This window comes from Nocardia sp. NPDC050175, from assembly GCF_044459885.1.
In the GTDB taxonomy this organism is placed as follows: domain Bacteria; phylum Actinomycetota; class Actinomycetes; order Mycobacteriales; family Mycobacteriaceae; genus Nocardia.
This window is the reverse complement of sequence record NZ_JBITJI010000001.1, coordinates 1,128,817-1,154,489: the sequence shown is the minus strand read 5'-3', so window position 1 is coordinate 1,154,489 and position 25,673 is coordinate 1,128,817. Positions and strand designations below refer to the sequence as shown.

20 protein-coding genes are annotated in these 25,673 nt (G+C 66.9%); 11 read left to right on the top strand and 9 right to left on the bottom strand.

All coding sequences use genetic code 11. The features are described 5' to 3' along the window. The first annotated feature begins 18 nt into the window (after positions 1-18). Both ACIBK2_RS05245 and ACIBK2_RS05240 read left to right on the top strand, forming a co-directional pair. The gene (locus ACIBK2_RS05245; protein WP_396963869.1) at positions 19-1,257 is read left to right on the top strand and encodes an acetyl-CoA acetyltransferase; all 1,239 of its coding nucleotides are present in this window, start codon (positions 19-21) and stop codon (positions 1,255-1,257) included. Between the two features lie 297 nt (positions 1,258-1,554). Continuing rightward, positions 1,555-3,222 carry a hypothetical protein gene (locus ACIBK2_RS05240; protein WP_396963867.1) on the top strand — a complete coding sequence of 556 codons (1,668 nt, stop codon included), beginning with the start codon at positions 1,555-1,557 and terminating at the stop codon, positions 3,220-3,222. Positions 3,223-3,292: 70 nt separating this feature from the next. Here the strand turns inward: ACIBK2_RS05240 and ACIBK2_RS05235 are convergent, their stop codons facing one another. After that, entirely contained in the window at positions 3,293-4,207 is a 915-nt protein-coding gene (locus tag ACIBK2_RS05235; RefSeq protein WP_396963864.1) for a MerR family transcriptional regulator, read from the bottom strand. A gap of 67 nt (positions 4,208-4,274) precedes the next feature. On the opposite strand from ACIBK2_RS05235, the gene ACIBK2_RS05230 reads away from it, so the two are divergent. Further along, positions 4,275-4,940, top strand: a complete 666-nt coding sequence (locus tag ACIBK2_RS05230; protein ID WP_396963862.1) for a maleylpyruvate isomerase family mycothiol-dependent enzyme — start codon at positions 4,275-4,277, stop codon at positions 4,938-4,940. 49 nt (positions 4,941-4,989) lie between these two features. Here ACIBK2_RS05230 and ACIBK2_RS05225 read toward each other — a convergent pair whose 3' ends face one another. The 3 genes from ACIBK2_RS05225 to ACIBK2_RS05215 form a co-directional block, all read right to left on the bottom strand. Then, positions 4,990-5,883 (bottom strand): class I SAM-dependent methyltransferase, encoded by an 894-nt coding sequence (locus ACIBK2_RS05225; protein WP_396963860.1) that lies wholly within the window; start codon positions 5,881-5,883, stop codon positions 4,990-4,992. 173 nt (positions 5,884-6,056) lie between these two features. After that, positions 6,057-6,527 carry a GAF domain-containing protein gene (locus tag ACIBK2_RS05220; protein ID WP_396963858.1) on the bottom strand — a complete coding sequence of 157 codons (471 nt, stop codon included), beginning with the start codon at positions 6,525-6,527 and terminating at the stop codon, positions 6,057-6,059. Positions 6,528-6,622: 95 nt separating this feature from the next. Then, a complete protein-coding gene (locus tag ACIBK2_RS05215; RefSeq protein WP_396963856.1) occupies positions 6,623-7,330 on the bottom strand; it encodes a GntR family transcriptional regulator in 708 nt (235 codons plus the stop codon). Positions 7,331-7,486: 156 nt separating this feature from the next. Between ACIBK2_RS05215 and ACIBK2_RS05210 the strand changes: the two genes are divergently transcribed. The 4 genes from ACIBK2_RS05210 to ACIBK2_RS05195 all read left to right on the top strand — a co-directional run bounded on the left by ACIBK2_RS05210 (position 7,487) and on the right by ACIBK2_RS05195 (position 10,938). Beyond that, positions 7,487-8,764, top strand: a complete 1,278-nt coding sequence (locus ACIBK2_RS05210; RefSeq protein ID WP_396963854.1) for an MFS transporter — start codon at positions 7,487-7,489, stop codon at positions 8,762-8,764. A gap of 10 nt (positions 8,765-8,774) precedes the next feature. Next, positions 8,775-9,425, top strand: coding sequence for an allophanate hydrolase subunit 1 (locus ACIBK2_RS05205; RefSeq protein WP_396963852.1), 651 nt, complete (start codon positions 8,775-8,777; stop codon positions 9,423-9,425). Continuing rightward, positions 9,422-10,309, top strand: a complete 888-nt coding sequence (locus tag ACIBK2_RS05200) for a biotin-dependent carboxyltransferase family protein (RefSeq protein WP_396963850.1) — start codon at positions 9,422-9,424, stop codon at positions 10,307-10,309. Before ACIBK2_RS05205 ends, ACIBK2_RS05200 begins: the two co-directional genes overlap by 4 nt. Before the next feature lie 332 nt (positions 10,310-10,641). Then, entirely contained in the window at positions 10,642-10,938 is a 297-nt protein-coding gene (locus ACIBK2_RS05195; RefSeq protein WP_396963848.1) for a hypothetical protein, read from the top strand. 12 nt (positions 10,939-10,950) lie between these two features. Here ACIBK2_RS05195 and ACIBK2_RS05190 read toward each other — a convergent pair whose 3' ends face one another. From ACIBK2_RS05190 to ACIBK2_RS05175, 4 genes are all read right to left on the bottom strand, one after another. Next, positions 10,951-17,196: an amino acid adenylation domain-containing protein gene (locus tag ACIBK2_RS05190; RefSeq protein ID WP_396963846.1), complete on the bottom strand. Its 6,246-nt coding sequence runs from the start codon at positions 17,194-17,196 to the stop codon at positions 10,951-10,953. Positions 17,197-17,324: 128 nt separating this feature from the next. After that, the gene (locus tag ACIBK2_RS05185) at positions 17,325-18,200 is read right to left on the bottom strand and encodes a PaaX family transcriptional regulator C-terminal domain-containing protein (RefSeq protein ID WP_396963844.1); all 876 of its coding nucleotides are present in this window, start codon (positions 18,198-18,200) and stop codon (positions 17,325-17,327) included. Further along, positions 18,181-19,416: a kynureninase gene (locus ACIBK2_RS05180; RefSeq protein WP_396963842.1), complete on the bottom strand. Its 1,236-nt coding sequence runs from the start codon at positions 19,414-19,416 to the stop codon at positions 18,181-18,183. The genes ACIBK2_RS05185 and ACIBK2_RS05180 overlap by 20 nt, the downstream gene beginning before the upstream one ends. Positions 19,417-19,420: 4 nt before the next feature. Continuing rightward, positions 19,421-20,275, bottom strand: coding sequence for a tryptophan 2,3-dioxygenase (locus tag ACIBK2_RS05175; RefSeq protein ID WP_396963840.1), 855 nt, complete (start codon positions 20,273-20,275; stop codon positions 19,421-19,423). 209 nt (positions 20,276-20,484) lie between these two features. Here ACIBK2_RS05175 and ACIBK2_RS05170 point away from each other — a divergent pair, with 209 nt between their 5' ends. Beyond that, entirely contained in the window at positions 20,485-20,781 is a 297-nt protein-coding gene (locus ACIBK2_RS05170) for a hypothetical protein (protein ID WP_396963838.1), read from the top strand. A gap of 4 nt (positions 20,782-20,785) precedes the next feature. Here ACIBK2_RS05170 and ACIBK2_RS05165 read toward each other — a convergent pair whose 3' ends face one another. Next, positions 20,786-21,211 (bottom strand): nitroreductase family deazaflavin-dependent oxidoreductase, encoded by a 426-nt coding sequence (locus ACIBK2_RS05165; RefSeq protein WP_396963836.1) that lies wholly within the window; start codon positions 21,209-21,211, stop codon positions 20,786-20,788. 125 nt (positions 21,212-21,336) lie between these two features. On the opposite strand from ACIBK2_RS05165, the gene ACIBK2_RS05160 reads away from it, so the two are divergent. The 3 genes from ACIBK2_RS05160 to ACIBK2_RS05150 all read left to right on the top strand — a co-directional run bounded on the left by ACIBK2_RS05160 (position 21,337) and on the right by ACIBK2_RS05150 (position 25,649). After that, a complete protein-coding gene (locus tag ACIBK2_RS05160) occupies positions 21,337-22,959 on the top strand; it encodes an acyl-CoA synthetase (RefSeq protein WP_396963834.1) in 1,623 nt (540 codons plus the stop codon). 140 nt (positions 22,960-23,099) lie between these two features. Continuing rightward, positions 23,100-24,224: a TerD family protein gene (locus ACIBK2_RS05155; protein ID WP_396963832.1), complete on the top strand. Its 1,125-nt coding sequence runs from the start codon at positions 23,100-23,102 to the stop codon at positions 24,222-24,224. Positions 24,225-24,371: 147 nt separating this feature from the next. Continuing rightward, on the top strand, positions 24,372-25,649 hold the full coding sequence (locus tag ACIBK2_RS05150) for a transcriptional regulator (protein ID WP_396963830.1): 1,278 nt from the start codon (positions 24,372-24,374) through the stop codon (positions 25,647-25,649). The last annotated feature ends 24 nt before the right edge of the window (positions 25,650-25,673 follow it).

The following is a 25,673-nucleotide window of genomic DNA, read 5'->3' as shown; positions in this document are numbered from 1 at the left end:
CGACATACAGGAGTCTCCATGTCCACCAGCGCCATTCACCTACTCGGCGGCAGCCAATCCGATTTCGCGGTCAACTGGCACCGCGCCGGAAAGGGATTCGACGCGCTCATCGGGGAGGTCGTCGGCGCGACACTCACATCGACGACCATCGCGCCGACCGAGATCGACGTGATCCACGTCGGCAACGCGTTCGGCCAATTGTTCACCGGCCAGGGCCAACTCGGCGGCATGCCCGCCACGGTCATCCCGGAACTGTGGGGCATCCCGGCCAGTAGGCACGAAGCCGCTTGTGCCTCCGGCAGTATGGCGCTGCTCGCCGCGATGGCCGACCTGGAATCGGGTCGCTACGACTGCGCGCTGGTGATCGGCGCGGAGCTCGAAAAGACCGTCCCCGGTGACGAAGCCGCCGGATATCTCGGTGCCGCCGCCTGGGTCGGCCACGAGGCGCAGGACACGAAGTTCGTGTGGCCCACCATGTTCGCCGAGCTCGCCGACGAATACGACCGGCGCTACGGCCTCGACGACGTCCACCTGCGCGCGATCAGCGAACTCAACATCACCAACGCCCGCACCAACCCGCTTGCGCAGACCAGGAATTGGACCTTCACCCCGGACAGCTTCGGCACCGACGACACCGCGAACCCACCGGTCGCCGGTCGGCTGCGCCGCCAGGATTGCAGTCAGATGACCGACGGTGCCGTCGCGGTAATCCTGGTATCGGATCGATTCTTGGCACGGCGCACCGACTTACGGCCCGACGAGCGCGCGGTGGTCAGCGGCTGGGGTCATCGCACCGCCGGTCTGTCATTGGCGCAGAAGCTGAGTGTCTCGGCCGACGAGCCGTACGTGTTTCCCCATGTGCGACAGACGATGCTCGACGCGCTGCGCCGGGCCGGTTTGCCCGATATCGACGCGCTCGACGGCATCGAGGTGCACGACTGTTTCTCCATGTCCGAGTACATGGCGATAGACCATCTTGGCATCACCGGTCCCGGCGAAAGCTGGAAAGCCGTGGAGGGCGGCGATATAGCGCGCGACGGGCGATTGCCGGTCAACCCGGGCGGCGGATTGATCGGTGGTGGTCATCCTGTTGGTGCGACTGGTGTACGAATGGTACTCGATGCCTACAAACAGGTCACCGGGAATGCAGGAGCGTACCAAGTGCCGGATGCGCACCGGTTCGCCACCCTCAACATCGGCGGGAGCGCCACGACCGCAGCGAGTTTCATCGTGCAGAGTCAGACGAAACGGTCATAGTGAAGTCGGGCCGTTCCTGATAGCGCCGTATTCGCCCACGGTGCAAGGACACTCGGCGCGCGGCGACCGGCGCCGCACAGCGTCCCGCGAGCATCCTCGGCTATCGATCGTCCGCAACTTTGCGGTTGCGAATCGTCGTGCCTGTTCTATGATCATCCAGGAAACGCGGTCGCGGCACGCCGCATTCGCCCGGCAAATCGACGGTTTTCGCTGGCAACGGTGCGTCGACGGCAAATGCGATGTAGCCTTCCCACGCGTGATCACTTGTCTGCCATCGAATCTCCTCTTGGAGCCGAAATGACCATCCAGCATCCCATTGAGGACGAGGTCACACAGCTGGCGCGGCGGGTCGAGAAGGCCCGTGGCCGGCTGGCATACCAATTCGATCCCGCGTTGACCGAAGCGCTCTCCGAGGATGAGCTGCTGGCCGAACGCGAGCTCGCCGAGAAGATTCGCGGGCAAGACCGTGGTCAGCGCTGGAAAGAGGCTCAAGCCGCCGCGGGAGCGGCCGACCGCGCCAGGCAGACCACCGAAGCGATCGAGAAGGCCGACATGCGAGATCTCCTGGTGGCCCGCAAGGCAATTGCCGCACAGCGCCGCGAGTCGAGCCCGCATGCCAAACTGGCCTCCCTATATCGGCACCGCGCCTGGTCACTGCGCGCGCTGGCCGGTGTCGTCGCAGCGGGCATGCTGTGGTCCGCGGTCAACGTGCAGCACAACATCGCCCCCGGCGGGCCGGGTGACCCGCTGTACTGGTTCAGCTACCTGCTGGAAGGCATGATCAGCGTCTGCCTGATCATCATCATGATCGGCACCAACAAGGTGGCCGAGTGGGGTGTGGTCGACAACCGCAAGCAGGTCGTCGCCGCCGAGGTCGCGCTGCTCGGGCTGACCGTCACCCTCAACACGTACCCGTACCTGCGCGCGGAGCATTGGTACGACGCCGCCGTGCACGCCGTCGCGCCGGTGATGATCGGCGTCTCGCTGCTCATCCACGACGCCGCCAGCGCCCGCTACGGCCTCGCCATCCACCGCGCCACCGACCAGGTCCGGGATCTGCCCGACCCGGCCGAGCAGATCCGGCGCACCCTGCCCACGCTCGCCAGCTACCGGATGCGACGCTCGGCGGACATGCGGGCGGCCAGTTCGTTCGCCGAACTGACCGTCGAGGCCGAACCGGACCCGCTCGCGGAATTGAACGCGGCACCGGCCAGCATCGTCGATCCCGAGATCGAAGACGCACCGACCGTCGTGCTCGCCGACGAGGACGACAAGGCCCCCGAGCCGCCCGCGCCCACCCGGTCCGCCTTCCGCTCGGCCGCCCCGGCGCCGTCGGCGAAGGTGATGGCCGCAGCGACCCTCGGCAGCGACCTCGCCGACATCACGGCGGAGACCCTGGCCGTGCCGAAGTCCGAAAACGGCGCCGCCGCCGGTACTTCCAAGCCGGTCCAGGCCGACGAGCCGGTCGTGCCGAGCAAGCCGGTGAACGGCGAGAAGCACAACGGGGTCGTAGGCAAGCCGATCACTCCGGTGAACGGCGCCAGCGCGCCGACCAAGCCCGCCACCCCGGCGGCCACCAAGCCGGTCACCCCGGCGGCCCCGAAGCCGGCCACGCCGACCAAGATCGCCGCGCAGCAGCCTGCCCCGGCCAAGCCGAGCAAGCCTGCCGCACCGGCCCCGGATAAGGCCACCGTGGCCTCGGCCGACCGTCCGTCGGCAACCGCAGCGGCATCCGCCACTACCGCCGCCATCAAGCGGCAGCCCGCCGCGGCGGACGAAAAGGCGTCCACCCCAGCCGATCCCAAGGCCGCCAAGGAAACTCCGGCCACCCCGGAGATCCACGACACCGGCCAGTTCCGCATCGCCGAGATCCTCGAACAGGAACTCGCCGAACTCCAGGCCGCCCGTCGCCGCGCTCGGACGAGCAGGAAGACGTCTACTCCTGCGGCAGGCCGCGACCGCTAGCTAGGCCGTACAACTCCATAAAGTCTTCAGCCGCTTCGTGTTTGCCCGGATCGTCGGGCCGGGAGCGGCTTCAGACTGTCTGCCGCAGTGCGTCGAGCAGCCAGTAGTGCACGGCCCCCACGGTTGTCTCCGTGCCGGTGATGTCGGCGGTGAGCCGCCAGAAGCGATGTAGCTGAGGATCGGTGTCCGTCGTGCCGGTGGTCAGTAGCTCGCGTCGGAATCGAGGGGTGTCCCGTTTATGCCTGGCCGCGGCGTGGGCATGCACGTACTGGTCCAGTTCGGGTCCAGGATGCGGGATTTCGTGGGCGGCGACGAGCGGAGCCGCGCCCTCGAACGCGTTGGCGACCGAGGTCACGAACTGTAGCCGATCGCTGATCAGGTCCCCATCCGACCGCCAAATCTGATGGGTCATCGCCGTTTTGACGTGCGGGTCGGTGGTGAGGGTGGTGAGCTCGGCATAGGCGACCACCTGAGCGGGCTCAGGCTCGCTCGGCAGCGGCGGCACGTTCATATCGATGAACGAATCGAATTCCTCCCGCGGCAGTGGCACGAGGATGGGCCGCCAGAACGCGACGATGCTCTCGATTACCACGCCCCGGTCGTGCACCGCGGCAAGCAGTTCCAGCCGCCCGGCCCGTTCCTCGGGCGGTGCGTTCTCGATGGCTACCAGTGCCGCTCGTCGCCATCGCAGTGCCTCGAGCTCAGCATCGAGCGCAGCGCGTTCAACGGCGGCGGCCTCACTGATCGTCTCGCTACCGTCCAGCACCCGCTCGATCGCGGCCAGCGGCAAACCCATGGCACGCAGCCGGCGCACCAGCAGCAGCCGGTCGGCCGCGGCGGCATCGAACACCCGATGACCGCCGCCGGTCCGGTGATACTCCAGAATCCCGCTGTCGCAGTAGAACCGGATCGTCCGAACGGGCACGCCGGTCCGGCGCGCCAACTCGCCGATGCTCACCACACCGCGCAGTGTGTCCTCGGTCACAGTAGCTTGCACCTCCACTCGGGTGGAGTTCTTACGGTAGTGGAACGTCGAGTGAGAGGGTCGAGCTATGAACCACATCGAATCCATGACGGCCGAGCAGATCTGGCACGCGGTGGCCGCCGAGCGCCAGCGGATGGCCGACCTGCTCGCCGATCGCCCCGAGTCCGACTGGGATCACGAATCCCTCTGCGCCGACTGGCGAGTCCGTGATGTCGTCGCGCATGTGGTGCTGTGCACGCGCGCGAACCTCGGCTGGATCCTGGTCAACCTGGTGCGCGCCCGTGGCAGCGTGCACGGGGCGTTGCGGGACACCGCCATTCGGCACGCCGACAGCGTCAGCACCCGGCAGTTGCACGCGGAGTTGCGCGCCAGCGTGCCGTCGCGGTTCTTCCCGATCGGCACCATCCCCACCGATCGATTGCTGGACATGCTCGTGCACGTCCAAGACATCGCGATACCGCTCGGCCTCACCCGCGAGATGTCTTCCGTGCCAGCACGATCCGCGCTGGATCGGGTGTGGGCGACCGGCGACCGGTTCGGCATCGACGACCGGTTGGCGGGCTATCGCCTCGTAGCGACCGATATCGACTGGTCGGCCGGCGACGGCCTGGTCGTCGAGGGCACGGCGGGCGCGTTGCTCTTGCTCGCGACGGGCCGTACCGCGGCGTCGTCGCAGCTGACCGGTCCCGGCGCGATCACGCTCGCCGCCACCCTGATCGCGAATCAGGCCTGAACAGTGGGGCCGCCATCGGTCAGCGGCGGCCCCACAAGCAGGTAGACAATCAGGCAGGCTTGGCGGCGCTCAAATACCTCATGTTGTTGAACATTTGGGCCATCGGCTGGAGCGCTGCGGTAAGCGGCCGGTCATAACGCTCGGCCAATTCCTCGGGTCGCGCGCTGGTCGTGGTCCAGCCTTGATTCGTCAGCCACTCGGCCGGGTCCGAGCGATCGTCGGTGTAGACGAGGTCGACGAAATCTATCTTTCCGAACGGCAGATCACGCAGTTGCTCCGCCTGGAAGTCGGCGATTTGCTGGTAGTCCAGGTCGGTGTCGAAGACGTCGCAGGCCAGGCTGCTGCCGGGTGCGGAAAGCTGATCTATCCGGGCGAACAGCGCGTCCTGCGCGGCTCCCGGCAGATACCCGAGCAGGCCCTCGGCCGACCACACCGTGGGCACGGCCGGATCGAAGCCCTCCTCGATGAGCGCGGCGGGCCAGTTCTCCCGCAGGTCGACGGCCACCTCCCGGCGGTCGGCCTTGGGGGCGGCGCCCGCGTCGGCGAGGACCTGTCGCTTGAACTCCAGCACCTTGGGCTGGTCGATCTCGTAGACGACCATGCCCTGCGGCCAGTCCAAGCGATAGGCGCGGGCGTCCAGTCCGGCGGCCACAATCACCGCCTGCCGGACCCCGGCCTCGGCCGCGGCGAGGAACAGGTTGTCGAAGAACTTGCTGCGCAGGCCCATGAATTCGGTGCCGAGCGGACTGTCCGCCCACAGTTGTGGATTGTCGATCAGCTGATTAGTGGTCGGATCCCCGGACGCCGCCACGAATAACGCGGCGAATTCGTCGTGGACCAGGGCGTCGGGCTGTTTCGACTCGACCGCCCGGATGGCCGCGACGAATAGCGCGGTCATCCCGACGCTGCTGACGATGTCCCAGGTATCACCTTCAGTACGCATGCTGCTCTCCTCGAAGTCTTTGAATGACCTGTGCGACAAGCAGTCCCGGTAGAGAAGCACGCGAACCGCTTGCCGACGTGGCAATTACGCTGCTGTCGGAAGGGGTAGAGCGGTAACCGAATTGATCCTACGACTTGGCGGCGAACCCTGCAGAACGCCCGGTCAGGACGCGATCAGGGGCGTGGCTCGGCGGCGAGGGCCTGTTCGGCCGCCGCACGCAGTTCCGCAAGGCGGGCTCGCTCCTCGGGGGTGTAGTCGCGCGCCTGGTCATCGAGCACACAGACGGTGCCGTAGACGCTGCCGTCCGGATTGTGCACGGCCAGCCCGAGGTAGTTGACCAGCCCGAATTCCACTTCGTCCTCGTTGCCCGCGAAGGCCGGATCCGCGCGCGAGTCGCGCACGAACAGTTCCGTGTCGTTGTCGACCACCCGCTCGCAGTACAGCTCCTGCGCCTCCGCGAAGGCCGCGCCCTTCTTGCCCTCGGCACCCACCGTGTAGTGCACCTCGGCGGCACCGGCCGTCGCCTCGACCGCCATATGAGTGGGCGTCGACCGCATGACCAGGACCGACCGCACCCCGAGCTCGGCCGCCGTCTGTTCGAGTAGCGATTCGATCGGCCGGAACTGGGCACTGCTATCGGACATGGGGACCTCTCCTGGCAAGACGGGACAAGTCGTCTCACTCTCCTCGGCGGGCGGTCCGGTCGCCACGATTGCGCTCACCCTGCGACAAACCAGGGTCAGGCGACGATCTGGGTGTAGGCGGCGCGGATATGGGATTCGGCGTCGGCGAGATAGTCGGCGAGCATCTTCTCCGCCGCGGCGGCCTGCCCGCCGATCATCGCCTCGTAGATCTCGTGGTTACGCGCCAGATAGGGCTCATGAAAGGTGAGCGGGTCGGCCATCACATGGAAGACCAGCCGCAGCTCGTTCCACACGCTCGCCATCATCTGATCCAGCCGCCTGCTGCGGTTGAGTGCGGCGATCGCCTTGTGGAAGTCGATGTCGGCCGTGCCGACGCCGGTCCAATCCTGTTCCGCCGCACAGGCATCCGCGCGCGCCAGGGCGGCGGCGAGCTCGGTCGGTTCCTGATCGGCGCGGTCGAATCCGTGCACCGCCGCGCCCTCGACCACCCGGCGGCACTGGTAGAGCTCCGCGACATCGTCTGAACTGGGGATGCGCACGAACGCGCCGCGGTTGAGTTCGTGGGTAACCAGACGTTCCTCGATCAACGAGCGGAACGCCTCCCGCAGGGTATTGCGCGAAACTCCCAGTGCCGCACAGATATCCGGCTCGGACAGCCGCGTGCCCGGCCGCAGTGCCCCATCCAGGATGCTCGCGCGCACGATGTCGGCCGTCTGCGAACTACGACTGGACCGGGCGAGTAGACCCTTGTGTTCGGACAGTGCCGTGTAGACGGGATCGGGCCGATCTACCGGTGTCGTCATCCAAACCTCCGCGACCAGTGACTTTGCCGTTCGAGCATAGCTCAGGGATCGAACTGCCAGCCGACGATCCGACTTTAGGATTGCAGAATCGTTCAACGATCCGTACGCTACTGTGACGTACGTCGCTCTCCTGAGCTCGAGCATTGCGAGGCAGCCATGAGCCTTTCCACAGACCTTCCGGTGGATCCGGCCGAGAAATCCCCACCCTTCGACTGGTTCCGCACCCTGAGCGCCAAAGGCAAGAAGGCCTTCCTCGGCGCGTTCGGCGGATATGGCTTGGATGCCTACGATTTCCAGGTTCTACCGTTGGCGCTCGGCGCCATTTCGTCCTACTTCGTGATCAGCTCGGGCAAGGCCGGTCTGCTCACCACGGTGACGCTGCTCGTGTCCGCGCTGGGTGGTGCGCTGGCGGGGGTGCTCGCCGACAAGATCGGGCGGGTGCGCACCCTTCAGCTCACCGTCGCTACCTACACGCTGTTCACGGTGCTGTGCGGCTTCGCGCCCAACTTCGAGACACTGCTGGTGTTCCGAGCCTTCCAGGGACTCGGCTTCGGTGGTGAATGGGCGGCGGGCGCGATCCTGGTCGCCGAATACGCGCAGACCAAGTACCGAGGCCGGACGGTCGCCTATGTGCAGAGTGCCTGGGCGGTCGGCTGGGGCTTGGCGGTTTTGGTCTACACCTTGGTCTTCCAGTTCGTCAGTGAGGATCTGGCCTGGCGGGTGTTGTTCTGGACCGGCGCGCTGCCCGCGTTGCTGATCATCTGGGTGCGCCGCAATCTGACCGACTCCGAAACCGTCACGCAGCGGCGCGAATCGGCGGGCAAGCGGGCCGGATCGTTCGCGTCGATCTTCCGGCGGGACCTGGTTCGGACCACGCTGTTCGCCTCGCTGCTGGCCACCGGTGTGCAGGGCGGTTATTACACGCTCGCCACGTGGCTACCGACCTATCTGAAGAAGAGCCGGCATCTGAATGTTGTTGGTACCGGCGGTTATCTGTTCATGCTGATCGGTGGCGCGTTCCTCGGGTACGTCACCGGCGGCATCCTCGCCGATCGGATCGGACGCAAACGCACCATCCAGCTGTTCGCCGTGCTGTCGGTCGCGTTCATGGTCGCCTACATCCAGGTGCCGGAGGGGGCGAACACGATGGTGCTGGTCCTCGGGTTCCCGCTCGGCTTCTGTACCGCCGCAATCTTCTCCAGCTTCGGATCGTTCCTGTCCGAGCTGTATCCGACCGCGTCGCGCGGTACCGGACAGGGCTTCACCTACAACTTCGGTCGCGGCGTCGGCGCGATATTCCCCACGGTGGTCGGCTTTTTGGCCTCCACCACACTGGGACTGGCCGGGGCCATGATGTTCGGCGCGTTCGGTTACGTCCTCGCCGTGATCGCGTTGTTCGGCCTGCCGGAGACCCGCGGCCGCGAATTAGCCTGAAGGAGTGTCGATGTCCGCGATCACCACACCGCTGCGGATACTGCCCGCAGGGGACCGGTCCGTGCTCGTCGCGCCCGACGAGCACGCCGACCTGGTCGCGTTCATCGACCTGTTGCGGCGCGAACTGCCCGCGGGCGTGCACGATGTGCTGCCCGCGGCACAGACGGTCCTGGTCACCATGACCGATACGGCGGATGCCCGTGCCGTCGAAGAGCAACTCCGGCAACTATTTCGGAGTACACAGGGTGTCGGCTCGGTCGAGCCGGAGCTGGACGCCGTGCGCACCATCCCGGTCCGTTACGACGGGCCGGATCTGGAAAGTGTTGCGGCGCAGTTGGGTATCTCGGTTCGTGAAGTGATCGCCGCGCACACCAAGGCGGTATGGCGGTGCTCGTTCATCGGATTCGCGCCGGGCTTCGGCTATCTGGAGTCCGCCGAATCCGGGCTGGCCGTTCCGCGCCGAACGGAATCGCGGACCTCGGTGCCCGCCGGCTCGGTAGCCTTGGCCGACGGGTACAGCGCCATTTATCCTCGGCGTTCGCCCGGCGGCTGGCAGCTCATCGGCACCACCGACGTCCGGATGTGGGACCTGGACCGCGCCGAACCGTCCCTGCTGCGCCCGGGCACCAGGGTCCGGTTCACCGAGGAGGCGAGGGGATGAGTTCGACACGTCGTGCGGTGTTGCGGGTTCTCGACCCGGGTCCGTTGAGCACCATCCAGGACCTCGGCAGGCCCGGCTGGTTCTCGGTCGGCGTCGGCGTCTCCGGTGCGGCCGATCGCGGTTCGCTGAAGCTGGCGAATCGACTGGTCGGCAATCCCGAGGATGCCGCGGGCATCGAAACCTTGCTCGGCGGACTGGAACTCGTGGCCGAGGCGCCGGTGCTGCTCGCGGTGACCGGTGCCGACGTGCCGATCACCGTGGACGGTGCCGCCGAGGCCAACGCGTCGGTCCTCGCCTTGCGTACCGGCCAGCGGCTGAAGCTCGGCCAGGCCGCCGCCGGGCTGCGCGCGTACGTCGGCGTGCGCGGCGGTATCGCCGTCGACGAGGTGCTCGGCTCCCGCAGCCGGGACACCCTCGCCGGACTCGGCCCGGAGCCGCTGACCGAGGGAACCGAGCTCGGCGTGGGCGCGGCGGACGGGTACCCATGGCCGAATGTCGCTGTGGCGCCGGTCCCTTCGATGCACTCGGGGGTCGTCACCGTCCGGGTGTTGCTCGGGCCGCGGGAGGACTGGTTCACCGATCCGCGCTCGCTGTTCACCGGAACCTGGTCGATGACCGACCGGGCCGATCGGGTCGGCGTGCGACTGGCCCGCGTCGGCGACGAGCCGCCGTTGAGCCGGATCAACGACAAGGAACTGCCGACCGAGGGCATGCCGCTCGGCGCGATCCAGGTGCAACCGAGCGGCGAACCGGTCGTGTTCCTCGCCGATCACCCGATCACCGGCGGCTACCCGGTGATCGGCACCGTCGTCACCGCCGACGTCGACCTGCTCGCGCAGCTGCGACCGGGCCAGCACCTGCGGTTTCGCCCGGCACAGTCCTGATCGCACCGGCCACCGCCGGTTCGGATTCGCCGAACACCGCGCGAACCTCCGAGTCTTCAGAGTTCCTGCAACAGAACACATTTCGGCCGAACTGGTCGGCTATGAACCGTCGGTGCTATGGCTGACCGCTGTCCTGGCCGGTGCCGACCCCGGCCCGACCGCCTGCTGAGCGTCGCCCGGCTACGTCGGGTAAACGTGGCCCATCCGTCGCGGCGATGAGTCCGAATAGACACGTGGACAACGGCTCTTATCTGAGGGCGGTCGGTCCACCATCGACGTCGGATTATCACGGGAGGTTTGGCATGGCAGCGGTCACACGGGGAATATGCTCGGTGTCCGGAAGCGACTATATCGCCAAATACGAGGGCTATCAGCGGAAATTCCAGTCCGGCAGAACATTCTGGTATTTCGATGAGCGGCCCACCGCGGGGCGGTGGGCACCGGGTGCCTGCTTGACTCCGGACGGCTCGGTCTCCGGAAAGTTCCTGAAAAAGCAGTGCGGCTTCGATATCTGTTGGCAGGAACTGTCTGCCGAGGAGGCACGCTACGGATCGACCGTTTCCAAGAAGTTCTATCAGGCCGCCGGTGCGGAATGGTATTTCGACGGTGACGACATCACTTGGGCCTGAATCGGTTTCGGATCAGCCGAGCTCCTCGCTCGATGGCGACATGACGATCGCCTCGCTGGGGCGTAGCACCGCGCCGGGAGTAGGGCCGGACGGTAGGAAGCCGGAGGTGATGAACTCTCTGATGTAGGCGTCGAGGGCGGCCTCGGTGATCGGTGGGCAGGCGATGCCGGTGTCGGCCAGTGCGGTTCGGGTGTGGGTGTCGCTCCAGTCGAGGTCGGCGAGGCCGAGGTAGTTGGTGCTCAGCAGGGCGGCGCGGACGAGGGAGTCGTCGCCGATGGTGTTGCGGCGGTGGGACTCTTCGGCGAGGGCGGCGCGGACGGTGTCCAGCGGAGCGATGGCTACGGGGAGGCCGTGGTAGCGCAGGCAGGTGAAGATGTCGGCTACCGCCACCGGGGTTTTGTTGATCAGGTGGTACACGGATTCCGACTGCGGCCCGGTGGCGAGTTCGACGATGGCGCGGGCCACGTAGGTCACCGGGATGAGAGAGATGGTCGCGTCGCCGACATCCGGTGCCAGGCCGAGGATCGCGGCGGCGCGGATCATGTTCCAGAACGAGTCGTCGGCACTGTTCCGGCCGACTTTCGGGTCGCCGCAGATGGTTCCGGGGCGGTAGATGCCGATCGGGATGCCGCGCTCGCCCGCCTGCCGGACCAGTTCCTCGGCGGCCCATTTGGACGCGACGTAGCCGTTGTCGGGTAGCTGGTCGGCTTCGAGCCGGACGTTCTCGTCGATGACGCCCGATGCCGCCGTGGTGGGGACGGTGGTGCCGAGGGTGGAGACGAAGTGCACCGGCTTGAGCCGCCGGGTGGTCGCGAGCCGGAGTACCTCTCGGGTGCCTTCGACGTTGGCGGTGCGCAGTCGCGCGTACGGGTCGATGTGGTTGACGCGGGCACCGTTGTGCAGGATGACGTCGACGCTGTCGGCGAGGTGGTCGTAGTCGGTGGCGGCGAGCCCTAGTCGTGGTGCGGCGAGATCGCCTGGGACAGCGACGATCCGAGCCGCGGTAGCGTCGTTCCAAAGGTGATAGCGGTGCAGGGTCTGCCTAATGCGGTCGGCGCCTTGCTCGGCGGTGTCGGCCCGGACAAGGCACCGGACCTGTGCGTCGGTGCGCTCCAGCAGTTCTCGCAGCAGGTGGGCGCCGAGGAAGCCGGTCGCACCGGTCAGCAGCACCTCCTGTCGTGGCCCGCAATACACCGGCCTGCAACCACTGCCATCGATGTCGCGGTCGAGTACCGCATCCTCGGCCGGGGACACCGCTGGGGTCTGTTCCGCCGTTCCGGTGAGATGTGCGGCGAGGCCACGCACCGTGGGCGTGGTGAGCAGCGCCGACATCGGCACGTCGAGGTCGAGGCGTGCCGAAAGCCGTTGATGCAGTGTGAAAGCCATCAGCGATGAGCCGCCGAGCTCGAAGAAATCGTCGGTCACGCCGATCGGGGATACGTCGAGGACCTCGGCGAATACGTCGGCGATGGCTATCTCGAGCACTGTCGACGGGGCGATGCCGCTGCGCGAAGCGAACACCGGCTGGGGGAGTGCCGCCCGGTCGAGTTTGCCGCTGGTATTGACCGGCAGCGCGTCGAGGAACAACACCGCGGACGGCACCATGTAGGCGGGGAGCATGCGGGATATCGACTGCCGCAGCGTATTCGGGTCGACCGCGGCGTCGGGAGCCGCGACGACGTAACCGACGAGGCGATCACCGGCCTCGGACGGTTTCACCGCGACCGCCGCCTGCGCGACCGCGGGATCGGCGAGCAGCGCGGTTTCGATATCGCCGAGCTCGATGCGGTGCCCGCGCACCTTCACCTGGAAGTCGCTGCGCCCGAGGTATTCCAGGGTTCCGCGCGCGTTCCAGCGCACCAGATCCCCGGTCCGATACATCCGCGCACCGCGCTCGGCCGGATTCGCGACGAAGCGTCCGGCGGTCAGCCCGAGCGCGCCGTGATAGCCGCGCGCGAGTTGGACTCCGGCCAAATACAGTTCACCGACCGCGCCGACAGGCACCGGCCGCAGCCGGGCGTCGAGAACGAAGGCTCGCGAATTCCATTCCGGCACACCGATCGGCACGGTGGGCGCCGGATCGGCCGGGTCGAAGCGGTGCTCGGTGATGCTGACCGCGGCCTCCGTCGGGCCGTACAGATTGTGCACCTCGGCGGAGCTGATCGCGGCGAACGCCCGCGCGGTCTCCGGCGCGAGCGCCTCGCCGATGACGAAAACGGCGCGCAGCGAAGCCACTTCGGCGGCGGTGGCATGACCGGCGAACGTCGTCAGCATGGTTGGCACGAAATCGGTGAGCGTGACCCGGCGCGTCGCGATCAACCCGCACAGCGCCGCCGGATCGCGATGCTCATCTGGTCCCGCGAGCACCATGCGCGCGCCCACACGTAGTGGCAAGAAGTAGCCCCACAGCGACACATCGAAGGTCGCCGGTGTCTTCTGCAGATAGGTGTCTGCGGCATCGACTCCGTACCGGTGTTGCATCCAGTCGAGCTGGTTGACGATCGCTTCGTGGCTGACGACAACGCCTTTCGGGCGGCCGGTCGAGCCCGAGGTGTAGATGACGTAAGCAGGGTGGTCGCCACGCAGCGGCATGCTGCGCTCATCCTCGCGCACGGGCGCGGGGTCCAACTGTGTCAGATCGAGGGTGTCGACAGCATGCGCGGCGGTGACCGTGAACGCGTCTCCGGTAGTGGTCAACACACACTGCGGCGCTGCGGAATCCAGCACGTAGCCGATCCGTTCGGCCGGATGGTCCGGATCGATGGGAACCCACGCGCCGCCCGACTCGGCAACCGCACACAGCGCGACAACCTGATCGATGGACCGGCGCATCGCCACCGCAACGACGGTCTCCGGACCGACGCCCTGACCGATCAGCCACCGCGCCAACCGGTTACACCTGTCCTGCAACTGCGCGTAGGTCAACGTCTCTGATCCGAAGACCAACGCGATGGCATCCGGCGTGGCCGCGGCGTTGCGTCGCAGTGCCGCACCGAGGGTTTCGGACGCGACCGCGTGATCAGGACCGGCAGACCAGGATTCGATCCGCCGCCGCTCCTGCGGGTGCACCATATCGATGTCACCGACCGCGCCGACCGGATCGGCGGCAACCTGATGCAGCACCCGGATATAGGCGTCGAGGAACCGAAGCACCGTCGGCTCGTCGAAAAGGTCGGTGGCGTAGCTGAACCGGATGATGATCTGGCCGGGCGTCCCGTCGGCGCCGTGCTCGTCCACCACCGCGATATGCAGATCCGTCTTCGCCGTTCGCGTGTCGATGTCGAGCCCGGAGAATGTCAGACCTGGCAGCTCCAGGCTGGCCTTGCCGAAGTTCTGGAACGCGAAACCGACCTGATACAGCGGATGCCGCCCCGGCGACCGCACCGGGTTGACCGCGTCGACGACGTGCTCGAACGGTACCTCGGAATGGGCGAAGTTCACCAGATCCCGGTCCCGCGTCCGATCGAGCAGCGCGGTGAAACTCTCGCCGAGGTCGATCCGGGTCCGCGACACCGTCGTATTGACGAACATGCCGACGAGGTCGTCGAGGGCGGCCTCGGCGCGATTGGTCATCGGCACCCCGATGGCGACATCGGTGCTGCCGGACAACCGGGAAAGCAAGACGGCCAGGGCCGTTCGCATCACCATGAACAGCGTCGCCTTGTGCTCGCGTGCGACGGCGAGCAATTCGCGGTGCAGCGTGGCGGGCACCGGCCGCTGGGTTGCCGCGCCGCGCAACGACGCGGTGCTCGGTCGCGGTCGATCGGTCGGCAGGTCGAGCTCGTCCGGGAGCCCGGCCAGTTCCGTGGTCCAGTAGGAAAGCTGCTGGGACAGTATCGAATCCGGATCATCACGCGAGCCGAGCAGTTCCTGCTGCCACAGGGCGTAGTCGGCGTACTGGATATCCAGCGGTCGCCACATCGGGGCAGTGCCCGCGGACCGTGCGGTGTAGGCGACGGCGATATCGCGGGCCAGCGGCGCCAGCGAGGAACCGTCGGCGCAGATGTGGTGCACCGCGCACACCAGCACGTATTCGCCGGGCGTGCGCAGCAGCCGAACCCGCAGTGGTACTTCGGTCGACACGTCGAACCCGCGCCACAGGATGGCGCGGATGCGTTCGGCCACCGCGTCGGGGGTCGCCGTCAGCATCTCCTCGACGGCGAAATCGGCAACGACACTTGCTATTTCGAGCGCTTGCTGCCGCGGACCGGTGGCGTCGGCGGGATACATCGTGCGCAGAATCTCGTGACGCGCAACGGTATCGGCGAACGCCGCACGGAGCACCTCGATATCGAGATCACCGGACATGTTCAAAGCGAAGCCGATATTGTCCACCGACGACTCCGGGTCGAACTGATTACGCAGCCAGAACCGAAGTTGCGAGGGCGACAACGGCACCCGCTCCGGCCGGGACCGGGCCAGCAGCGCCGGTCGGCCCTTGTCGAACCGCTGCGCCTGAATCGCCTTCGCCAACGCCGCGACCGTCGGATGATCGAACAGCAGCCGGGTCGGGATCTGCGCCTGCCACGTCTCGCTCAGCCGCGCGGCCACCTGGGTGGCGAGCAGCGAATTACCGCCCGAGGCAAAGAAATCGGAATCCGCGCCCAGCTGTTGCTGACCCAACACCCGAGCGAACACCTCGGCGATCAACTCCTCGCCGGGGCCGGACAACGACCGGCAAGCCAGTTGATCGACAGCGCGGCTACGCAATGCCGCCCGATCGGCTTTTCCGGTAGGTGTCAGTGGAATTCGGTCGACCACCGTGATCGTCGTGGGCAACATGTACTGCGGCAGCTGACGGGCCAACGCGTTCGCCAGCTCGGCGGTATCGAGTGTGCCGCCAGGCTCGGGCTGGACGTAGGCCGCGAGCGCCGTCTCACCGGCCGCGGTCTTACGGTCGACGGTGACCGCCGAGCGCACCCCCGGTTGCTGCGCCAGCACCGATTCGATCTCACCGAGCTCGATCCGGAAGCCGCGGACCTTGACCTGATCGTCGGTGCGGCCCAAGTATTCGAGGTCGCCATCCGTGCCCCGGCGGACGATGTCACCCGTGCGATACATCCGAGTGCCGGGCGCACCGTGCGGGTCGGCCAGAAAACGCTGCGCAGTCAGGCCGGATCGCGCGTGGTAGCCGCGGGCCAGGCCGGGCCCGGAGACATACAGCTCACCTGCGGTGCCGAGGCCGACCGGACGCAGCCGCTTGTCGAGCACCCGGCAGTTCATGCCCGATAGCGCCGACCCGATGGTCACCGGAAGATCCGGTGACAGCGGCGAACTGATCGCCACCATGATGGTGGTCTCGGTCGGTCCGTAACCGTTGAAGAATCGGCGACCGGGCACCGCCCAGCGGCGAACCAGTGGTGCGGGACAGGTTTCGCCACCGACGACTACCACTCGCAGCAGGTCGAGCCCGGTCGGCTCGAGCGAGGCCAGCGCTGACGGCGTCATGAAGGCGTGGCTGATCTCGTGTCGCGCGATGACACTCGCCAACTCGGCCCCGCCGTAGACCGTCGGCGGCGCGATCACCATGGTGGCGGCCGAGCCGACGGCGAGCAGCAGCTCGAGCACCGAGGCATCGAAGCTCGGTGACGCGAAATGCAGAGTGCGCGAGGAAGGAGTGAGCGTGTACCGAGCGATCTGCTCGGCACAGAACGCGGCAAGCCCGGCGTGGGTGACCGCGACACCCTTCGGGCGACCGGTCGAACCGGAGGTGTAGATCAGGTACGCGACATTCGAAATGCGCAGCAGCGCAGGACGATCGAGATAGGAGATGGGGTTCGCCGACTCGGTTGCCGTCAGCGCGACGAACTCGGGATCATCGATGGCCAGCCAGCGCACGTCGGCGGGCAGCACTGGCGCGTATTCGGCAGTGGTCAGCCCGATTTCGGCGGCACAGTCGGTGACCTGGAACTGGATGCGCTTGCGCGGCAAGCCCGGATCGATCGGCACGAACGCGGCACCCGTCTTTACGACGGCCCACACCGCGAGCACCGAGTCGATCGACCGCGGCAGCGCCACCACGACCATGGTCTCCGGGCCGACCCCCATCGCCAGCAAGGTTCGCGCCAATCGCGCGGAGCGCGCGTCGAGTTGGCGGTAGGTGATAGAGCTGTCGCCGCACACCGCCGCGACGCCGTCGGGATTGCGCTCCACCGCCGAGGCGAGCAGCGCGGCGAGCGTGGGTGAGTGCGTCGCCGAGGTCCGGCGGGAACGCGCGCGACGAGCAGACGAGGGGGTCCGCTGAATACCACTGGTCAAGCTCTGGTCCCGCCATGTGAAGTGATAAAGGTGAGAAGTCAACCGCTCGCGCACGTGCTCAGCCCAGTCGCTCGGCGCGGAGCCACACATTACGGCATTGGCTGCCAAGAGATTTCGAATTCAGAGGATTATCGTCCTACGTTTATCGATGCGTCTCCGACGCTCGACCGCACCCACCGGCGGCTCGGTTCCAGGCACCGCCGTTGCGCGTCGGCGAACAGCCGCACGCTGTCCAGTCCGGGCCAGTCGGCGGGCAGCATCTCCTCGGGGAGACCGGGATCGAGATAGGGGATGATGCGCCACTCGTCGAGCAGCGGCACGAAACGCTCGAAGGCCTGCCTGCCGGTGAGGCTGTCGCGGGCGAGGATGTCGCGATGGTGTTCGAGGAACGCACGGTGCCGATCGGCGAGGGCGGGCAGATCCCACCATTGCGCCGCCGCCGCGCGCAGCGTATCGGGGACCGTGAGTTCGGTTGCGCGAAAAGATGTCACGTACTCGTCGAGCTCCAGTGCCGTGACGATCGCGGACGCCTCCGCCGCCAGATACTCCGGGCAGATCCACAAGCCCGCGGAAACAGTGCCGCAGCCGATCGAGGACAGTCGGCGGCGCAGCTGATGTCGTGCGGCGCGCTGGGATTCGGGGATGCCGAACGAGATCAGATGCCAGGCCTCGCCCTCGCCCATCTGCCGGAAGCCGAAGATGCGCGGATCACCGCGCGAGTACATCGCCTCCGCGGCGTCGGTGATGCGGTATCCGCTACGCCCGCCACGAGATTCGGCAGCGAGCACGCCCTTGCTCTTCAGCCGCGTGACCGCCGTCCTGGTGCTCTGCTCCGGCACGCCCAGCCCGGCCAGCAGGCCACTGAAGTCGGCGATGGCGATCCAGCCACCCAGGTTACGGACGTAGGCACCGAGCACGGTCCGGGCGAGCGAGGTCGCGCTGCCCGGCCGCGAATCGATGTCGTCGAGGACGGCCCCCGCGAGGTCAGCGCGGGGTGAGTTCATCGCGGATCGCCGCCACCCCGGCGAGGACCTCGGCGTAGGTGGTACTGAGTGGGCTCAGGCCGATCCGAATGCCCTGCGGCGGACGGAAATCGGGGATGACGCCGCGTTGCCAGAGTCGCGCGGTGATCTCCTTGAACTGGGGGTGGTCGATCGTCACGTGGCCACCACGGCGGGCCGGGTCGGTGGGCGACGATACCGCAACGCCGAGCGGAAGCAACCAGGTTCGGACCAGTTCGAGCGCGAATTCGGTGAGCGCGACCGACTTCGCGCGCACGGCCGCCATGCCGACCTCCTCGATCAGCTCGAGGGTGTCCTGGATCGGGAGCATGCCGATGATCGCGGGCGTTCCGCTGATGACCCGCCGGATCCCTTGCGCAGGAAGGTATCCCTGTGCCATCTCGAACGGGCTCTCGCGCCCCATCCAGCCCCAGATCGGCTGGGTGAACTCGGCGAGGTGCTCGGCACGCACGTAGCCGAACGCGGGGGCGCCGGGACCGCCGTTGAGATATTTGTAGGTGCAGCCGACCGCGAAATCGACTGCCCAGGAGTCGAGTTCGATCTCCACCGCGCCCGCCGAGTGACACAGGTCGAGCAGCAGCAGTGCGCCGGCTTCGTGGGTGATGGCGGAGATGGCGGGCGCGTCGAGCAGGTACCCGGACCGGTAGGCGACGTGGCTGAGCACCACCAGCGCGGTGCGTTCTGAGACGGCCTCGCCCACGTCCTGCGCGGTGACGCCGCCGGTGAACTCCGGCTCGATCCACCGCAGCGTCAACCCGAGCTCGGTGGCGATCGCTTCCAGCAGGTAGCGGTCGGTGGGGAAGTTGTCCCGGTCCAGCACGATCTCGGTGCGCCCCGGCCGCAGCGCGAGGGCACCGCGGGCGATCTTGTACAGCAGCACGGTGGTCGAGTCGCCGATCGTGGTCTGACCGGCCGCGGCGCTGAGTATCGACGCGCCGATCCGCTCGCCGATTGTCACCGGCAGGTCGAACCACTGTTCGTCCCAGCCGCGGATGAGCCGGCCGCCCCACGCGTCGGTGACGAAGGTGGCGAGACGCTCGGCGGTCGCCCGGGTCGGCCGACCGAGTGAATTGCCGTCGAGGTAGGCGACGATCTCGGGATCGTCGCTGCCGAGGAAGCGGCTCGGGTAGTCGCGCAGCGGATCGGATTCGTCGAGAGCCTTTGCGCGCGTGCCGAAGTCGAGCGGTGCGGTGGTCATGTCGTCAGCGTCCGATCTCCGTGCGTACAGCGAACAGTTCGGGGAAGAAGGTGAGGTCGAGCGCGCGCTGCAGGAAGCCGACCCCGCTGGATCCGCCGGTGCCGCGCTTCATGCCGATGGTGCGCAGCACGGTCCGCAGGTGCCGGAACCGCCACAGCTGGAAGTTCTCCTCCAGGTCGACCAGCTCTTCGAACGTCTCATAGATCGACCAATGCTCTTGCGGAGCTTCGTAAATGGACTTCACCAGGGGGAGTAGGTCCGGATCGAGGACATAGGCCTGGGTCACGTCCCGATCCAGCGTCGAGCGCGGCACGTCGAGTCCGATCCGCGCGACGTGCTGCCAGAACGCGTCATAGAGGCTCGGCTCGTGCAGCAGCGTGTGCAACTCCTTGTGCGCGACGGGATCCGCTTCGAAGACCCGCAGCATCGAGGCGTTCTTGTTACCGAGAATGAATTCCACGGCGCGGTACTGATAGGACTGGAAGCCCGACGAGTTGCCGAGCACGTCGCGGAACTGGGCGTACTCGGTGGGCGTCAGGGTCGCGAGCACCGACCACTGCTCGGTGAGCGTCTTCTGGATATGTTTCACGCGCGCAATGCATTTGAGCGCGACGCCGATGTCGTCGGCTTCGAACGCCGCCCGCGCCGCCCGGGTTTCGTGCAGCACCAGTTTGAGCCAGAGCTCGGTGGTCTGGTGCTGGATGATGAACAGCAACTCGTCGTGATGCTGCGGCCTGCTCACCGGATGCTGCGCGCTGAGCAGCGTGTCCAGGTCCAGGTAGCCGCCATAGCTCAGACGCGAGCTGAAGTCGGTGACGATGTCGTGTTCGAGGGCACGGGTGTTGTGCTCGACGGTCATGCCATATCCCCATCAGTAGGGTGCTGCCTTCGCTCCACCGTATGACACTATCGTGACGCACGCCAGGTGTGTGTCATAGTTGCGCAACTGTCGCATCGGGCGCGGTCGCCGCAGCTCGGAGCCGTCTGGTGACCGGGATTCGTCTCGCCGCGATCGACGTTGTCGGTGTATCTCCTTGAGGTGAGAAGGCGTGACGTCATGGAGGGGACATGCTCGACGGTCAGAAGTTGTCGGATCCGAATCGCCCGTTGCCACCGGCCACCCAGGACGGCCACCCATTCAATGCGTTGACGGTCGCCGTCGTCACTGCGATGAATGCCGGATTGAAGGACGAGGCCGCGGCGCGCAGGCTTTCGGTGTCGCTGCGCACCTATCGCAGATACGTCGCGGAGGTCATGACGAGCCTCGGCGTCGCGACGCGGTTCCAGCTCGGTGTGCGTGCGGCCGAGCTCGGGCTACTTTCCGAGCCGCGGGCCGACCGCGGGGTGGTGCCGGCCCGGGTGTGACGGTTCAGCGGGTGGTGAGCGCGAAGATGGGGATGGTCCGGTCGGTCTTGGTGCGGTAATCCGCGTAACCGGAATACATGGCGTCCAACTCGGCCCAGGCGGCGTCGCGTTCGGCGGCGGGGATCTCGGTGGCGGTGACCGGGATGGTCTTCTTGCCGATCTCGACCTCCGCGTCGGGGTTCGCGCGCAGGTTCAGCACCCATGCGGGGTGCGTCGCGGCACCGCGATGCGACCCCGCGATCAAGTAGCGGTCACCGTCCTGGCGATACAGCAATGGCGAGGTGCGTCGTTGACCGGACTTGCGACCGACGGTGTTGAGCAACAGGATCGGCGCCTGCCCCATCTTGCCGCCGAGTTTTCCGCCGCTGACCCGATAGAGAGATGAGTTGAGGCCCACAAAGATTCGTTCGAGCTGACTCTGAATCGACATGGCACCAGCTTATGTCGATCTTCGGGATGTGGCGTTCGGGCGAATCGTGACAGGAAGCTGCCAACATTGGCTTGTTCGGGTCGGTTCCATTGCCCAAAACTAGAACCAGTTCTAGTTTTACCGTCATGGCTTTCAACGTCGCAGACCTTCTCGAGCACGCGGTGGACGCGGTGCCCGACCGCATCGCCGTCATCTGCGGGGACCGCCAGGTCACCTATCGCGAGTTGGACGACCGCGCGAACCAGCTCGCGCATCACCTCGCCTCGCGTGGCATCGGCAAAGGTGATCACGTCGGGGTGTACTCGCGTAACTCCATCCAGGCGCTGGAGGCGATGTTCGCGACCTACAAACTGCGCGCGGCGGTGGTCTGCGTGAACTACCGCTACGTCGCCGAGGAGGTCCGCTACATCGCCGACAACGCGGACCTGAAGGCGCTGATCCACGAACGCGCCTACTCCGACGTCGTCGCCGAGGTGCTGCCGCACACCCCGTTGCTCACCGACGTCATCGTCATCGAGGACGGCTCCGATCGGGACTTCCACCGTTACGGCGGCACCGAATACGAGGCGGCGCTGGCGAACGAGGCGCCGGTGCGCGACTTCCCGGAACGCAGCTCCGACGACCTCTACCTGCTCTACACCGGCGGCACCACCGGCTTCCCGAAGGGCGTGATGTGGCGGCACGAGGACGTGTGGCGCACCCTCGGCGGCGGCATCAACCACGTCACCGGCGAATACGTCGCCGACGAGTGGGAACTGGCCGACGGTGCGAAGTCCGGCCCCACCGGCATCGTCATGGCGCCGCTGCCGCCGCTGATCCACGGCGCGGCGCAGTGGGCGTCGTTCATCGCGCTGAACTCCGGCGGCACAGTGGTTTTCGTGCCGCAGTTCGACGCGCACGAGGTGTGGCGGGCCGTCGAGCGGCACCAGGTCAATGTGCTCGCCGTGGCCGGCGACGCGATGGCGCGGCCGCTGTTCGACGCCTACCGCGAGCGGCCGTACGACGTGTCGGCGCTGTGGGCGTTGAGCAGCAACGCGGCGCTGTTCTCGCATTCGCTCAAGCAGCAGTACCTCGAGCTGTTCCCGAACCTGTTCATCACCGACGTGATCGGCTCCTCGGAGAGCGGCGGCACCGGACTCGGGGTGGTCACCAAGGACTCCGATCACACGCAGGGGCCGCGGGTGAAGTTCAACGCCCAGGCCGCGCTGATCGATGAGGACGGCGCACTGCTCGAGCCGAAGCCGGGCGCGGTCGGCCGGATCGCGCGCCGGGGTCACGTGCCGATCGGCTACTACAAGGACCCGGCGAAGACCGAGACGATCTTCATCGAGATCGACGGCACCCGCTACGTCGTGCCCGGCGACTACGCCCGCTACGAGGAGGACGGCACCGTCACGTTGCTCGGACGTGGCTCGGAATGCATCAATACCGGCGGGGAGAAGGTCTATCCGGAGGAGGTCGAGGGTGCGCTGAAGTCGTCACCCGAGGTGTTCGACGCGCTGGTGGTCGGTGTCGCGGACGAGCGGTTCGGTGCGTCGGTGGCGGCAGTTGTCGCACCGCGCAAGGGGATTCGGCTCGATCTGGCGGAGCTGGACGCGCACGTGCGCACCAAGATCGCGGGTTACAAGGTGCCGCGTCGCTATTGGATCGTCGACGAGGTGATGCGGCAACCGAGCGGTAAAGCCAACTATCCGGCGGCCAAGAAGCATGTTGCCGAGCATCCCGAGGAGGTGCGCTCGCCGCGCTGACCCCCGAAAACGGCATGCGGTCGGCGTCGCCCGGTAATCATCGTTAATTCATCACCGGCCCGCTGAATACGTTATTCAACCGCAGTAATAGACGCGTGCCGTTCCAGGTATTCGGCGATTGTTTTTGTAGTGTGTGATGAATGACCGTGCAACTGGCTCGGGGGCAGGCAATTGTGCTCGAAGCCGAGCACATCGTTGTTTCGGTCCGGCACAGCGCGGCTGTCGATCTGTCCGCACTGTTGCTCACCACGGACGGCATGGTGCGCGCGGACGCGGATCTGGTCTTCTACAATCAGCCGCTCGGCCAAGGTGTTCGGCTGCTGCCGGGCGAGGAAGGTCGGCCCAGCGCATTGGCGATCGATCTGCGCGCGATTCCGGCCGACATCGAACATGTCCGAGTCGTCGTCGCGCTCGATGACCAGCAGGACAGCATGGGCAATTACGCCGCCCCTGACCTGAGCATCGATGACGCTGCCGGACACCGATTGTGCGACTACATGGTTACCGACCTCGGCCCCGAATCGACGGTCGTCGCCATGGACTTGGATCGGTCGGGCCCCGATTGGCTGCTCCGTCCCCTAGGACACGGCTACCACAGCGGGTTCGCCGCGCTGGTCACCGCGCACGGCGTCGCGGTGGGGCGCACTCCGAACCCGCCGGTGCGCCAGCCCGCCCCGCTGCCCGAGCCGCATGATGCGAGCCTGCTCGGCGCGACCACGGAAATGGCACTGCGTAAACCGGGCGGCGCCGAATTGTCGCACGTGAAAATGGCATTGGGCTGGGACCCGGTCCGCGCACCTGGTCGATTCGGACTACGCGAAGTCGATATCGACCTCGACGCATCGGCCCTGGTCTTTTCCGGCCGCCAACTCATGGACGCCGCTTTTTATGGTCAATTGTCCTCCAGAGACGGCTCGGTCCGTCATCAAGGCGACAATCTCACCGGCTCGAGCAACGGCGACAACGAAATGATCGACGTCGACCTCACCCTGCTGTCACCCGAGGCCTCGACCGTCGTTTTCGTGGTGACCTCCTACGCGGGACACACCTTCGAACGAGTCCGAAACGCCTTCTGGCGACTGGTCGATGGCAAGACAAACGTCGAACTGACCGGGGGCAACCTGCGCGTCGGCGGCAGGCACACCGGCATGGTTGTGGCGAAAGTGCAACGCGAGGCCGACATCTGGAAGTTTCACACCGTCGGCGCCCCGATCCAGGCAGGCCACCCGGTCGAGGCGGCCGAACAGGTCGCCCCCTACCTCTGATCCGAGTCGTCATCCGCCAACAGTCCGGTGCGCTGCGGCGCGGGCGTTCGGTCGAACGGGCCGATAGTGCCCGCGCGGTCGGTAACGTCAAGGTCGGGCCCGGTCGGCGCATTGATCGGGGCGGATTTGCCGAGGAGGATGGAAGGCGTGGCCGGCGGTGCGGATATTCGGGTGAATCCGTGGGTAGCGCTGCGCCCGGACGAGGATGCCGAGCAGGTGGGCACGGATGTGTCGGCCGCGCACGAATCGTTTGTCGAGCGGGGCGAGGCGCCGACGTCGGTGCGGCGGGTGGTCGAGGCGTCCTGGGTGCGCAGTCGGGGCAATGGCATCGATCCGGATCGGCAGATCGGGCGGACGTCGCTGACCGGAATCGAATTGGAGCGGTATCGGCGCGCGCATCCGATGGCGTCGGTTCGGCCGGTCGTGCAGACGCTGCTGGTCGAAGATGCCAGGGACACCGGGCTGTTGATCGCGATGAGCGATGCGCACGGCCGATTGCTGTGGGTGGAGGGCGATTCGGCGGCCAAGGACCGGGCGGCGGGCATGAACTTCGTCGACGGCGCGGACTGGAGTGAGGCCGCCGTCGGCACCAACGCCCCCGGAACGGCACTGGCACTTGATCATTGCGTGCAGATCTTCGGGGCCGAGCATTACAGCAGGCTGGTCCACCCGTGGAGCTGCGCGGCCGGGCCGGTGCATGATCCGGCGACCGGCCGGATACTCGGTGCGATCGATATCACCGGCGGCCCGCGCGTCGCTGCGCCGGAAGTGCTTTCGCTGATCAGGGCGACGGTTGCCGTCGCGGAGTCCGAACTTCGGGCGCATCCGGTGTCCGTTCGTACGGCACCGCGGGTGGAGCTGCTTGGCTCACAACCCGCGCTCCTGTTCGGCAACGAGCGAATCGCCTTGTCGCGCAGGCACTCGGAGATCTTGCTGCTGTTGATGGAACATCCGGAAGGACTCGCGACCGAGCACATCGCGGTACTGCTGGACGAACGAGACCTCGACGCCGTCACCGTGCGCGCCGAAATCTCGCGCCTGCGCAGGATTCTCGGCGGCACCGCATTGGGCTCGCGGCCCTATCGGCTACTGACGGAACTCGATTCGGATGTCGGCGAGTTGCGCCGCAGCCTGCGCCGCGGCGACATCGGCGCGGCCGTGGCGCGCTACCGCGGCCAATTGCTACCTGCCTCACGGGCACCCGGCGTCGGCCGGGTCCGCGAATCGCTGCGGGCGCGGATGCGCGCGGCCGTTCTCACCTCCAGGGACCCGGCGATCCTCGGCTGGTGGATCTCGTCGGTCGACGGACGCGAGGACCGCGGCGCGTGGTCGGCCTATCTGGCCTCACTCGACCGGGATTCGTCGCTGTATGCCCAAGTGGCGGCGCAGATCGGCATGTTGGATCGGGAGTTCGGCGGTCTGTGATCCATTCCCAACGTTGATGCAACG

Bases quoted from the DNA above. Each gene is read 5' to 3' on its own strand.
- ACIBK2_RS05245 (WP_396963869.1), top strand. From the start codon at position 19: ATGTCCACCAGCGCCATTCACCTACTCGGCGGCAGCCAATCCGATTTC.
- ACIBK2_RS05240 (WP_396963867.1), top strand. From the start codon at position 1,555: ATGACCATCCAGCATCCCATTGAGGACGAGGTCACACAGCTGGCGCGG.
- ACIBK2_RS05230 (WP_396963862.1), top strand. From the start codon at position 4,275: ATGAACCACATCGAATCCATGACGGCCGAGCAGATCTGGCACGCGGTG.
- ACIBK2_RS05225 (WP_396963860.1), bottom strand. From the start codon at position 5,883: ATGCGTACTGAAGGTGATACCTGGGACATCGTCAGCAGCGTCGGGATG.
- ACIBK2_RS05220 (WP_396963858.1), bottom strand. From the start codon at position 6,527: ATGTCCGATAGCAGTGCCCAGTTCCGGCCGATCGAATCGCTACTCGAA.
- ACIBK2_RS05215 (WP_396963856.1), bottom strand. From the start codon at position 7,330: ATGACGACACCGGTAGATCGGCCCGATCCCGTCTACACGGCACTGTCC.
- ACIBK2_RS05210 (WP_396963854.1), top strand. From the start codon at position 7,487: ATGAGCCTTTCCACAGACCTTCCGGTGGATCCGGCCGAGAAATCCCCA.
- ACIBK2_RS05205 (WP_396963852.1), top strand. From the start codon at position 8,775: ATGTCCGCGATCACCACACCGCTGCGGATACTGCCCGCAGGGGACCGG.
- ACIBK2_RS05200 (WP_396963850.1), top strand. From the start codon at position 9,422: ATGAGTTCGACACGTCGTGCGGTGTTGCGGGTTCTCGACCCGGGTCCG.
- ACIBK2_RS05185 (WP_396963844.1), bottom strand. From the start codon at position 18,200: ATGAACTCACCCCGCGCTGACCTCGCGGGGGCCGTCCTCGACGACATC.
- ACIBK2_RS05180 (WP_396963842.1), bottom strand. From the start codon at position 19,416: ATGACCACCGCACCGCTCGACTTCGGCACGCGCGCAAAGGCTCTCGAC.
- ACIBK2_RS05175 (WP_396963840.1), bottom strand. From the start codon at position 20,275: ATGACCGTCGAGCACAACACCCGTGCCCTCGAACACGACATCGTCACC.
- ACIBK2_RS05170 (WP_396963838.1), top strand. From the start codon at position 20,485: ATGCTCGACGGTCAGAAGTTGTCGGATCCGAATCGCCCGTTGCCACCG.
- ACIBK2_RS05165 (WP_396963836.1), bottom strand. From the start codon at position 21,211: ATGTCGATTCAGAGTCAGCTCGAACGAATCTTTGTGGGCCTCAACTCA.
- ACIBK2_RS05160 (WP_396963834.1), top strand. From the start codon at position 21,337: ATGGCTTTCAACGTCGCAGACCTTCTCGAGCACGCGGTGGACGCGGTG.
- ACIBK2_RS05155 (WP_396963832.1), top strand. From the start codon at position 23,100: ATGACCGTGCAACTGGCTCGGGGGCAGGCAATTGTGCTCGAAGCCGAG.